This is a genomic window from Flavobacterium gillisiae, assembly GCF_900107635.1.
Lineage (GTDB): Bacteria > Bacteroidota > Bacteroidia > Flavobacteriales > Flavobacteriaceae > Flavobacterium > Flavobacterium gillisiae.
Genome location: NZ_FNRD01000001.1, coordinates 529,594 through 542,394 on the forward strand (window position 1 = coordinate 529,594; position 12,801 = coordinate 542,394).

General features: G+C 32.6%; 6 protein-coding genes. 5 read left to right on the forward strand and 1 reads right to left on the reverse strand.

Annotated features, from left to right (window positions below):
- Positions 1 to 261 precede the first annotated feature (261 nt).
- Together BLV35_RS02455 and BLV35_RS02460 are read left to right on the forward strand one after the other, a co-directional pair.
- Positions 262 to 3,396 carry a SusC/RagA family TonB-linked outer membrane protein gene (locus tag BLV35_RS02455; RefSeq protein ID WP_091084234.1) on the forward strand — a complete coding sequence of 1,045 codons (3,135 nt, stop codon included), beginning with the start codon at positions 262 to 264 and terminating at the stop codon, positions 3,394 to 3,396.
- Between the two features lie 10 nt (positions 3,397 to 3,406).
- Entirely contained in the window at positions 3,407 to 4,840 is a 1,434-nt protein-coding gene (locus BLV35_RS02460) for a RagB/SusD family nutrient uptake outer membrane protein (protein WP_091084236.1), read from the forward strand.
- Positions 4,841 to 5,280: 440 nt separating this feature from the next.
- Here the strand turns inward: BLV35_RS02460 and BLV35_RS02465 are convergent, their stop codons facing one another.
- Positions 5,281 to 5,652 (reverse strand): hypothetical protein, encoded by a 372-nt coding sequence (locus BLV35_RS02465; protein ID WP_091084238.1) that lies wholly within the window; start codon positions 5,650 to 5,652, stop codon positions 5,281 to 5,283.
- Between the two features lie 171 nt (positions 5,653 to 5,823).
- Here BLV35_RS02465 and BLV35_RS02470 point away from each other — a divergent pair, with 171 nt between their 5' ends.
- The 3 genes from BLV35_RS02470 to BLV35_RS02480 all read left to right on the forward strand — a co-directional run bounded on the left by BLV35_RS02470 (position 5,824) and on the right by BLV35_RS02480 (position 12,668).
- A complete protein-coding gene (locus tag BLV35_RS02470) occupies positions 5,824 to 8,967 on the forward strand; it encodes a SusC/RagA family TonB-linked outer membrane protein (RefSeq protein ID WP_091084240.1) in 3,144 nt (1,047 codons plus the stop codon).
- 9 nt (positions 8,968 to 8,976) lie between these two features.
- Positions 8,977 to 10,473: a RagB/SusD family nutrient uptake outer membrane protein gene (locus BLV35_RS02475; protein ID WP_091084243.1), complete on the forward strand. Its 1,497-nt coding sequence runs from the start codon at positions 8,977 to 8,979 to the stop codon at positions 10,471 to 10,473.
- Positions 10,474 to 10,721: 248 nt separating this feature from the next.
- The gene (locus tag BLV35_RS02480; protein WP_091084245.1) at positions 10,722 to 12,668 is read left to right on the forward strand and encodes a putative porin; all 1,947 of its coding nucleotides are present in this window, start codon (positions 10,722 to 10,724) and stop codon (positions 12,666 to 12,668) included.
- Positions 12,669 to 12,801: the final 133 nt, after the last annotated feature.

The window sequence follows — 12,801 nt, forward strand, 5'->3', positions numbered from 1 at the left end:
TAGGGAGTAAAAACAAACCATTATTTTCTGATCGCTGTTGTACTTTTTTGGTAGTCAATTCTTCTTCGTTAAAGATCCCTTTTTGTAAAAGCTTTTTACGTGAAAGTATGTTTAGTCTCTTTTAGCGGTGGTAGTTTTAAAAAGAGTTTTTTTTATTGTGTGTATACTATTGTTATTAAAATGTTAAACTTTATGCTTTGTTTACTTTTTTATTCGATAAAAAAAGCCCAAGTTTGTAATAACTAATTCAAATACTTAAAAATGAGATCAAAATTCAAATGGATTATAACGTTATTGATAACGTTATCTATGCAATTTTCTTTTGCACAAGAGAAAGTAATTAAAGGTGTAGTTTCAGATAGTTCTGGACCAATACCAGGTGTTAATGTTGTCGTTAAAGGCACGAAAGTTGGTATACAAACTGACTTTGACGGTAAGTTTTCAATCCAAGCAAAAACTGGAGATGTTCTAGTTTTTTCTTTCGTAGGCTTGGAAGATAAATCTGTGACTGTTGGGAGTTCAACTAGTCTAAATGTTAAATTACAATCAATGGCTAAATCTCTTGATGAAGTTGTTGTTGTCGCTTATGGAAAGCAAACGGCTAAATCTATTGTTGGTGCTGTTGCTACAATAGACAGCGAGGTATTGCTTAAGCAACAAGCTACAAACGTAATGACCGCTTTACAAGGAAGTGTTTCAGGGGTTAATATTATTGCTGCTGGAGGAATGCCAGGTGAAAACCCTACAATTCGTATTCGTGGTACAGGTTCTATCAATGCTTCTTCAGATCCTTTAATTATTTTAGATGGTGCACCTTTTAACGGTAATTTAAATGCAATTAGCTCTGATCAAATCGAATCGATGAGTGTTTTAAAAGATGCCTCTTCAACAGCTCTTTATGGGTCTAGAGGTGCTAATGGTGTTATCCTTATTACAACTAAAAGAGGGAAGTACAATACAGCTCCTAAAGTTACTTTAACTTCTACACTTGGTGTCGCTGGGAATGCTGTTCCATTACATAAAATGGTTGGTTCTGACCGTTACATGCAATTAAATTGGGAAGCATTAAAAAATACGAACCAATATGTTAATCTTCAAACTCCGGCTACTGCAGGTGCTAATGCCTCAACTGCTTTAGTTCCTAGATTAGGTTATAATCCTTATACTGCAGCTACTCCTGTTGATGCTAATGGAAATTTAACTACAACAAATAAAAAGTGGGATACAGACTGGGCTGATTTAATGTTGAATAATTCAGCTGTTAGAACTGAGCATACTTTATCTATTGCCGCAGGTGGTGAGGATACTAAGTATTATTTTACGACTAATTACTTGTCTCAAGAAGGTAATGTTGTTACCTCTAAATTTGATCGTGTAACAACTCGTTTAAGTGTTGATACTAAGGTTAATAGTTGGTTGAAGTCAGGTGTAACAATGTTTTTTTCTACATCAGATCAAAATTTTCCTTCACAAAGTGGATCAAGTTATCAAAGTGCAATTCAATTTGTTTATACAGTGCCTTCAATTTATCCAGCGTATAGAGTGGATGAGAGTGGTGATTTAATTTTGGATGGTAAGGGTCAAAGGATATTTGATTATGGAGCAACTCCTGGTCAAGCTTTGAACGGGAATCGTCCACAATTAAACAATGAGAATGCTTATGGATCATTGTATAATTATAAAACAGGGTATAAGAGAGAAAATTATACAGCTAATGCATTTTTAGAAGCTACTTTAGCTAAAGATTTGACTTTCAAAACGACTTTTGCATATGACAAATATTTGTATGATTCTTTTGTTTATGCTAGTAATGAAGTGGGTTATGCGTCTAACGTAAAAGGTAGAGTAACTCAAAATAGAGATGTTACTACAGGGATAAATATAATAAATGCTTTAAATTATAAGAAAGTATTTGGAGATCACGGTTTTGCTGTAGATTTAATTCAAGAAGCGTATCAATATAAATATGATGCTTTAGGTGCTCAAGGTGAAGGTTTTTTACCAGGAGTTCAGGTTTTAAATGGAGCGACAACCCCTACTAGTGCTTCAGGATATATTGCTGAAGATAGAATTTCAAGTTATTTAGGACGTTTAAGCTATAACTTTAAAGAGAAATATTTTGTTGAAGGTTCTTTTAGAAGAGATGGTTCTTCAAGATTTAACCCAGATGTTAGATGGGGAAGTTTTTATGCGGTTGGTGGATCTTGGTTAATTTCGGAAGAAAATTTCTTGAAAGATAGCAACGCTATTACTAGTTTGAAATTAAGAGGTTCTTATGGAGAATTAGGAAATAATCAGACACAAGATGCTAACGGAAATGCAACTTATTTCCCTTACCAACAATTATTCGAAACAGGATATAATGAAGGAGATAATACTGGTGTTGTTCTTGGTGGTGCTGTTGACCCTAATTTGTCTTGGGAGAAAACAGCTTCAAGTAATGTTGGTTTAGATTTTGGTTTCTTTAATAATAGAATTACTGGTTCTGTAGATTATTATGATAAAAAATCTATTGATTTACTATATAATAAACCTGTTGCAGGTTCTACTGGTAATACTGGAATACTTACTAATGTAGGTGCATTAAGAAATTACGGTTGGGAATTTGCGTTGAGTACAACTAATGTTCAGAATTCTAAATTTATGTGGACTACTGGTGTTAACTTGTCATTTGATAAAAATGAAGTTGCTGAGTTGACTCAAAAAAGTTTCATTAACGGAACTAAAAGATGGGAAGTTGGTAGATCTTTATATGAGTACTACATACAAGAATGGGCTGGTGTTGATCCAGTTGATGGATACGGAATGTGGTATAAAGATATTTTAGGTACTGATGGAAAACCAACAGGTGAAAAAGAAACTACTAAAAAATATGCTGAGGCTTCAAGAAATTATTCTGGGGAATCATCGTTACCAAAAGCTATTGGTGGTCTTACAAACTTCTTTAAATATAAAAACGTAGATTTAAATATTTTGTTTAACTTTAGTTATGGTGCTTCTGTTTATGATAGTACATATGCAAGTTTAATGGAAGGTTTTGAATCAAGTGGTAGAGCTGCACATCAGGATGTTGAGAATCGTTGGCAAAATCCAGGAGATATAACTGATGTTCCTTTGTTATTGACTGCTAATAATGATTTTAATGCTACATCAACTAGATTTTTATTTAAAAACGATTACATAAGATTAAAAGCTTTAAATTTCGGTTATAATTTTTCTGCAAGTACACTTGAACAATTTCATTTGTCTAAACTAAGATTGTATTTACAGGGAGATAATTTATGGACTTACCAATCACATAAAGGTATTGATCCAGAACAAAGTTTTGCTGGTACTACAAATAGTAGGTCATACAATCAAAGAATTATGTCTTTTGGTGTTAATATAGAATTTTAAAAAAAAAAATATGAAAAATATAATTTCAAAAATATTCATCGCTTTTATGGCTTTGTTTATGATGGTGGGATGTAGTCAAGACTTTCTTGATGATCCAAAACCAACAGATGCTGTTTCCCCCGATGTAGTTTTTACTTCTAGAACAGGAGTAGAAGCTTTTATATCCGGTATAATGAGAAGATTTAGAGGGCAATATACTCGTACAGATGCTGCAGGTCTTAACTCTATGTTCTTTGCAAGAACTATGAAAGGAAATGATTTGATTCAGGCGAATACTTGGTTTCGTGATGATTATGCAAATGATAATCGTGAGCCTACGTACACAAGAAATAGTTTTTCATGGAACTATAGTTTTTATATGATTAATCAGGCTAATGCATTGATTAATGGTGTTGAAAGTAGTACTTTAGGTGATAGTGATAAAAAAGAATTAGCAGCATATGGTTATGCATTGCGCGGGTTTTTCTATCATCAATTGGTATTGGAATTTTGTCCTACTTATAGTGCTGACAAAAACTTCCCAGCACCTCCTATTTATACTGAGTTGTCTTTGGCAGGAAAGCCTATGTCTACAGTTGATGAGGTTTATAAAATGATTGTTTCTGACTTAACTAAAGCGGTTAATGGATTAACAGCTAATCGTTTGGGTAAATCTTATATCAATAAAAATGTTGCTCAAGGTATTTTAGCTCAAGTTTACCAAGTTATGGGTAACTGGCAAGGTGCTGCTGATGCTGCAAAAGCTTCTTATGGTGGAAATCCAACAGCTGTTTTGAGTCCGTCAACTTATAGATCAGGATTTAATGACATTTCTAATCTTGAATGGATTTGGGGTAGTGCGCAAAGAACGGATCAATCTAATTATTATTGGAATGCACCAGCTTCAATGGCAGATCATACGACCGTTTCTTATTCAGCTACATACGTTAATAATGATTTTGTTAATTTATTTTCAGCAACTGATGTTAGAGCTTATTTTGTTAGAAAAAGTACAAGTATAACTAGTACTAGTGACTACAGGTATTGGACTACACGTAAATTTAAATTTACATTTGATAGCGATAATGCGATCATTAGAACGCCAGAAATGATTTTAATCGAAGCGGAGGCTAAAGCTAGATTGACAGGTAAAGAGAGTGAAGGTCATGATTTACTTTATGTTTTACAAAAAAACAGAGATGTTAATGCAGTTAAGTCAACTAATACTGGTCCTGCATTGATTAATGAAATTTTAGTGGAAAGAAGAAAAGAACTTTACGCTGAAGTTGGAGTGGAATGGTTTGATGCTAAACGATTAAGAAGAGGTATTACACGTACTGGAAATCATAGAATTGGAGCGTCAGCTAGTTTAACTGCTGATGATAAGAAATTTTTCTTGAAAATTCCTCAATCAGAGATTGATGCTAATGATTTTATTGATGATTCAGTAAATGATAATCGATAATTAGTATTTTTTATTATAAAATTAAAACCGAGTAGGCATTTGTCTAACTCGGTTTTTTTTTACAATAAGAATTTGGGTGTATAACTAGTCTTGATTTTTTAAAGTTGTATTAGAGTTAAACCTGCTTTGTTAGCAGGTTTTTTTATTTCGAAAGAAATATTTTTATCAATGTTATTTTGTAGGATTACTTATTGTATTCAAACTTTTTTTTGACGCGTTTTTTTTGATTTTTGCTTTTTTAAAGTAATTGTTTTAGGAACCTATTTGCTTATTTCTAAAAAGGTCAAAAGGATATTATTTGTTTGTATTAAACATAATTCTTTGATTTGTTTTTAGCTATTTATTAGAATGATCCATATTTCAGAGTTTTGTATCCTACTTTACGATACTGCTACTTGAGGTGTAACTCAAAATATCAAATTCTACCGGAGTAAAAATATTCAAACTACTATTTTTCGTATCCTTTTTCGAATAGAGGAATATTTCCATCCATAAGTACGATATTCGGATTGAAGATTTGGCTTCAAAACGTATTTCTGGATTACTTTTATTCCTGCATGCAAAATTTTGCAAGGGTCAGCTTCTGGTGGTTCAAAATCTCTAAAGTGAAAAATAATGGCTTGATGTTCAATACTAGGGCCTGAATTTTCTTTTGTTTTTGGAGATGATTGCGTACTGTAACTCAGAATTACATTCTCAAAACAGGTAGGAAGAAGTATTGCAGTAGTAATAATTAGTCCCGCAGTACAAGCACGCCCAGATTTATCTTTTCTTAATTCTAAATTTATTGTTGTAAAGAATAATCTTGCCATTTGGCAGTATCTCTGACAAAACAAGGTTAATAATCAGGTTAAAGTAAGAATATGCCCTTTTTTGATAAAAATCTATAGTAATTTCTTTTTTAAGAAACATTAACAATAAAAATTTTTTTTTAATATTTAATTGTGATTTTTGCAGAATTAACTAACTCAAATAAATTTAATATGAGATTAAAATTCAAATGGATTTTTACGCTATTGATTGCGTTATCTATGCAGTTTTGTTTTGCCCAAGAAAAAATCGTGTCAGGGGTGATTTCAGATGCAAATGGTCCTATTCCTGGAGCCAATGTTTTTAACAAGGCAGTCAACAGGTCTACTCAAACTGATTTTAATGGAAAGTATTCTATTATTGCAAAATCAGGGCAAGTTCTAGAAGTTTCTTATGTGGGTATGAAAAACACATCGGTAACGGTAGGGGTTTCAAATACTTTAAATGTTAAAATGACTGCCGCTGCAGAAGAGATGGATGAGGTAGTTATTGTAGCTTATGGTAAAGCTAAAAAATCTTCTATAACGGGATCTTCTACAACCATCAAAGGAGAGAGTTTAGATAACAGAGCAACTACAAACGTTCTTTCTGGAATTGAAGGTTCTGTTTCGGGAGTACAAATTCAAAGTGCTTCAGGTCAACCAGGTTCACAGCCTTCAGTTAGAATTAGAGGTTTTAGTTCTATTAGTGGATCTAACACGCCTCTTTATGTTGTTGATGGAGTGCCTTTTACAGGTGACATAAACAACATTAACTCAGCTGATGTTGAAAGCATGACGATATTAAAAGATGCTGCATCTACCTCTCTTTATGGGTCAAAAGCAGCAAATGGTGTTGTTATTATAACTACAAAAAAAGGAACATCTGCTAAAGATAAATTCACATTAAATATGAGTTCAGGTCTAAATACAAGATCTATTCCTGAATATGAAAGAGTTGATGCTTTTCAATACTATCCATTAATATGGGAAGCGATTAGAAACAGTAGACCAATGAGTACACCTGCTTTATTAGCAACTGCAAATGCTTTTGCTTCTACAAGGACTCCTATTGACTTAGTAAATAACCCATTTAATGTAACTAATGCAAATTTATTTGATGCAAACGGTCAATTAAACCCAGCTGCAAAACTATTGTATGCTAATGATTTAGATTGGGCAAAGCAATTACAGAGAGCAGGAGTTAGAAGAAATGTTGATTTCTCATACCAAGGAAAAACGGAAAGAAGTAATTACTTTGTGTCAATTGGAAATTTAAGTGAAGAAGCTTCAATTCTAAATTCTGATTTTAAGAGAACTACTGCTCGTGTTAACGTAAACACTAAATTAAAAGAATGGTTTAAAACTGGAGCTAACGTAGCAACTACTTATACTGATTCAAATCAGGCGGTTGATGGTGCAGCAAATACTTCATCTTTCAACAATCCTTTTCGTACTATTCGCTACATGGGGCCAATTTACCCTGTCTTGAGTCATAATTCGACTACTGGAGCAGTAATTTTAGACGCAACTGGTAACCCAGTATATTCACAACTACGTGGATCTGGTGCTTCAAATGGTAGAAATGTTGTTTATGAAACTTTAAACAATGAGAATAGAGATAAAAGTTTATCTTTTAATGGTCGTACTTATTTAGAATTAACACTATTAAAAGATTTTAAATTCACTACAAACTTTGCATTTGATAATGCACATTTTAATAATAATGTTTTCTGGAATAAAGTGATTGGTGATGGAGCACCTGATGGATATGCATCACGTACTAACACTGTTACAACTGGAGTTACTTTTAATCAATTACTTGATTATACAAAAGTTATAAACAATCATAACATTAGTGCTTTATTAGGACATGAAAGTTTTGACTATGAGTACAACTATATGTTTGGTTCTAAAAGAGGACAAGGTGTACCTAACAATAATGAATTCATAAACTACCTTACGGTATCTAATTTAAATTCGTACACGAGAAATTATGCAACTGAATCGTACTTCTCTCGTTTAGGATATGATTATGACGGAAGATATATCTTATCTGCGTCTGTACGTAGAGATGGTTCTTCAAAATTTGCAGCTGCTAACAAATGGGGTAACTTCTGGTCAGTAGGTGCTGCATGGAATTTAGGTAAAGAATCATTTGTTGAAAAAATTGGATGGATAAATGAATTGAAATTTAGAGGTTCATTTGGGGAAGTAGGTAATGATTCACATATCAGCTACGGTGGTTTGAATTATTACATAGGCGCTCCTACTTTTTCATTAGGGCTTAATAATGCTAGTGAAGTTGGAATTCTTACTAATGATCAAGGAGCTCCAAATCTTAAATGGGAGAAAAATACTCAAAAAGATATCGCTTTAGATTTTGCTTTTTTTGGTAATAGATTAAGAGGTTCTGTAGAATACTATAATAGAACAACAGACGGATTAATTTTTGATGTACCAGTTCCTGTTTCTTCAGGGTTAGATTCTAAAGTTGAAAACATTGGATCGATGTTCAATCAAGGAATTGAAGTTTCGATTGATGGAATGATTGTGAAAACAAAAGACTTCTCTTGGAATATTAATGTTAACGCATCTACGATTAAAAATGAGATCACTGCTTTACCACAAAAAGAAATTATTAGTGGTAGTAAAAAATACTCAGTAGGAAGTTCAATTTACGACTATTGGTTAAGAAGTTATGCTGGTGTAGATCCTGCAGATGGATATGCTTTATATAAAGTTGATCCATTGTTAACAACTCCAACTGATACTGATTCAAGAACAGTAAATGGAGTTAATGTTACAATAAATCAAAACAAAGCATTATACGAATACCATGGATCTGCTTTACCTGATTTGTTTGGTAGTTTTACCAATACTTTCAAAGTAGGAGGTTTCCAAATGGATGTATTATTTACTTACCAAATAGGTGGGCAAACGTACGATACTAACTATGCTGCATTAATGCATTCAGGTAATAATTACGGATCTGCTCTAAGTACAGACATCTTAAAAAGATGGAAAAAACCAGGTGATATCACTGATGTTCCTTTATTAAACATATCTAGAAATACTCAAAACTCTGCGGCTTCAGATCGTTGGTTAGTTGATTCTGATTACCTTTCATTAAGACAAGTGTCATTAGCTTACAACTTACCGAAAGAATTAATTTCGAAATTAAAAATTGATGCGGCTAAGTTCTATGTGAATGGTGAAAACTTAAAGTTATTCGCTAAAAGAGAAGGAATGGATCCACAAGCTAATTATAATGGAACTACTCAAAATAGATTCTCGCCTTCTAGAACTATTTCATTAGGAATCAATTTAAACTTTTAAAATAATATCATGAAAACATTTAAAATAAAATTTTTACTGGTGGTATTATCAATACTATCATTAAGCTCTTGTTCAGAAGATTTCTTGGTGAAAAAACCAACGGAATTTGTAGACTACGCTTCAGCTACGTCTACAACTGCAAACCTATATTCTTTATTAAACGGAATCCATAGATCTCTTTATATTAGATATGAGGGGCAAAACGAAACTGGAATTGCAGGATGTATGCAACAAGTAGATATTGCTGGAGAAGACGTTGTCTTCCCAATATCAAACGGTTGGTTTTTAACAGTTTATAACTGGACTGGTTTGAACAATGAAAACTCACAAGATGTAGCTTTTCCATACAGAACTTTTTATAGAATTAACAGAAATGCTAATACAATATTAGAGAATGTTGATGTAGCAACTGGATCAGATGCTGATAAAAAAGTAATAAAAGGTCAAGCATTATTATATCGTGCATTCGCTCATTTTCAATTAGTACAATTGTACGGAAAACGTTATGATGCAACTGCTAAGCCAAACACACAATTAGGTATTCCAATTGCACTTAAAGTATCTAATGATCAATTACCTAGATCAACAGTGGAAGAAGTGTATACTCAAATAAATAAGGATATTGATGACGCTTTAGTTCTATTAGTAGGGTATACTAAGCCAAACAATTCTCATTTAGATCTAAGAGTGGCTCAAGGTTTAAAAGCACGTGTTGCTTTAGTGCAACAAAACTGGCCAGTAGCTTCTGCTAATGCAATACTTGCAAGAAGTGGAAAGTCTTTAATGACTAATGCTGCTTATGCTTCAGGTTTCAATTCATATACCAATTCAGAATGGATGTGGGGAAGTTTTGTAAATGAACTTCAATCGGAGTCATTTGCTAATTTTGGAGCATATATGTCACGTAATTTCAGTTCTACTGTAATTCGTTCTTGTCCAAAAGCAATTTTCAATAAACTTTGGGATCAATTTCCTGCTACAGATGTACGTACTACAATTTTTAGCAAAACAGGGCAACACCCAAATATTACTTTGGTTTCAACTGCAGTAAAATTTCCTTATACTAGCCAGAAATTCCTTGCGGTAAGTACTGGTGATAGTAGATGTGATGTTCCTTACATGCGTATTGCTGAAATGTACCTTATAGAAGCTGAAGCAAAAGCGTGGATGGGTGATGCTACTGCGTCTCAAGCTTTATTTACTTTAATTTCAAATAGAAATCCTGCTTATGTAAAGTCTACAGCTACAGGTCAAACCTTAGTTAATGAAATCTATTTACATAGAAGGTTGGAATTATGGGGTGAAGGATTTAGATTTTACGATTTAAAAAGAACAAACTCAGCATTAAACAGAGTTGGACCTACTACAGTTCCCGCTACTACCTCTAACCATATTTCATCAGTTGCTTTAGAATTTAATATTCCTGCAGGTGACAAAAGATGGCAATGGTTGTTTCCAAGAGCAGAAATTAATGCTAACCCTGCAATTGTGCAAAATCCAAATTAATTTTTTGCATGTATAAAACAAAATAACTTAAAGTTATTTTTATTTTGAATTTAGTAGAAGAATCTGCTCAGTATACTGAGCAGATTTTTTTTTGGTTTGATTTTTTTTGGGAATTAAACTGCCTTATTTAATCGAATGGTAATAATAAAAACCGGAACGTTTTTAATGTGTTTTTTTATATGTTTTTATCATTTACCTTTGCTCGATTAACTGTTTAAAAATAATAGCCTAACTATATATCATTCCAAATGAGAATACTCTTTTTTTTATATTTTTTAGTATTGCCTACAATCCTATTTTCGCAAATAAACTCAAGAGAAGAAGATCCGAAAAAAAGCAGTGGTGACAAGGCCAGCGGTCCTAAAATAGCAGACAGTATCAAAGTCGCTAGCATGGATCAATATCGATTTATTTCTATAGAACGCGATACTACTTACATTGATACTTCGTTGACGATCCAAAGAGAATATAGTTTTAATTATTTACGAAAGGATAATTTTGGACTTTTGGCTTTCGCCAATGAGGGTCAAACCTATAACACGCTTCAATATAGTTTAACCCAGTTTTCTCCTTATCCTGAATTTGGTTTTAAAGCCAAGCATTTTAATTTTCTGGAAGCAAACCAAATAAGATATAGTTCTGTTGCCACTCCTGTTACCGAATTGTATTTCAAATCGGTAATGCAAAAAGGGCAATCTCTCGATGCTTTTTTTGCGATAAATACTACGCCAAGACTTAATTTTTCGATTGCTTACAAAGGCTTGCGTTCTGAAGGGAATTATATTAATCAGTTGTCAAGCACAGGGAATTTTAGATTTACGACAAGTTATAATACACTAAATAAACGGTATTTTGCGAATGCTCATTTTACCTATCAGGATATCTTAAATGAGGAAAATGGCGGAATAACAACAATCTCTGATTTTGAAAGTGGTGATGCGAATTATGATAATAGACAAAGACTTGAGGTTTATTTTAATGATGCAGAATCCTTTTTAAAAGGAAAACGCATATTCTTAGATCACTTTTTTAGAGTAAATCCTAAAAAAGGGGATAATAATTTATATGTGAGTCATCAATTTAATTACGAGAATAAATTTTTTGAATACAATCAAGCAACGGTACCTTCGACTGTAGGCTCTGAAACTATTTATAGATTTGGAGATTCTTATGTAACGAGCGGGATTAATGACCAGACACATTATAATAAAATGTATAATAAAGTGGGCTTAATCTATGAAAATACCACATTGGGTAAGTTTCAGTTTTTTGCAGATGACTTCAGAAGCAATTATTACTATAGCCAAATATTGATACGGGATGATCAAACTATTCCAGCTTCATTGACCAGAAACATTAACAGTGCAGGAGGACAGTATGAATATCAAAAAAAGAACTGGAATGGGAAGTTCTTATATTCAAGATCAGTAACGAATCAATCGTTATCTGATTTAGAGGCTAAATTAAATTATGATTTTAATGATGATTATCAATTCTCTTTTGGATATCAAAATTTGAATAAGTTACCCAATGACAATTACAACTTATATCAAAGTAGCTATGTTGATTACAACTGGTCTAATAGCTTCAAGAATGAAAAAATAAATTCGATCACAGCTAATGCGATTACTCCGTGGGTAGAAGCATCTGTACAGTTTATGACCTTAGATGATCATTTGTATTTTGAGAATATTGCCACAGATGAAAATCAGCAAATTGTGACTCCAAGTCAATATGGGAATACCATAAATTATGTTTCTGTTAAAGCAAGTAAAGAAATCAAATTCGGAAGATTTGCGCTTGACAATACACTTTTATATCAAAAAGTGAGTCAGCAGGATGCGATTCTAAATGTTCCTGAAATCGTGACCAGAAATACTATTTATTACACTAATCATCTGTTCAAAAAAGCCTTGTTTTTACAAACAGGGGTTACCTTGAATTATTTCACGAATTATTTTGCCAATGATTATAATCCAGTAATTGGGGAGTTTTTCATTCAAAATAAAAAAGAAATTGGAAATTATCCTACCCTTGACTTTTTTGTCAATGCTCGAATTCAAAGAACCAGGATTTATGTAAAAGCAGAGCATTTTAACTCTTCACTTACAGGAAATAATTTCTACTCCGCTCCTAATAATCCGTATCGAGATTTCATGATTCGTTTTGGTCTAATCTGGAACTTCTTTAATTAATTGTTTTGATTTCCTCTGAGTTTATAGTATTTCCTATTCTTCGGAATACATTGCTTTCATTGGCTTGACCAAAATTGAGTAAAGTATTTTGAGTAAATTAAATTCATTGAACTTCTATTTGAATAAAAGTTCA

Bases quoted from the DNA above. Each gene is read 5' to 3' on its own strand.
- BLV35_RS02455 (WP_091084234.1), top strand. From the start codon at position 262: ATGAGATCAAAATTCAAATGGATTATAACGTTATTGATAACGTTATCT.
- BLV35_RS02460 (WP_091084236.1), top strand. From the start codon at position 3,407: ATGAAAAATATAATTTCAAAAATATTCATCGCTTTTATGGCTTTGTTT.
- BLV35_RS02465 (WP_091084238.1), bottom strand. From the start codon at position 5,652: ATGGCAAGATTATTCTTTACAACAATAAATTTAGAATTAAGAAAAGAT.
- BLV35_RS02470 (WP_091084240.1), top strand. From the start codon at position 5,824: ATGAGATTAAAATTCAAATGGATTTTTACGCTATTGATTGCGTTATCT.
- BLV35_RS02475 (WP_091084243.1), top strand. From the start codon at position 8,977: ATGAAAACATTTAAAATAAAATTTTTACTGGTGGTATTATCAATACTA.
- BLV35_RS02480 (WP_091084245.1), top strand. From the start codon at position 10,722: ATGAGAATACTCTTTTTTTTATATTTTTTAGTATTGCCTACAATCCTA.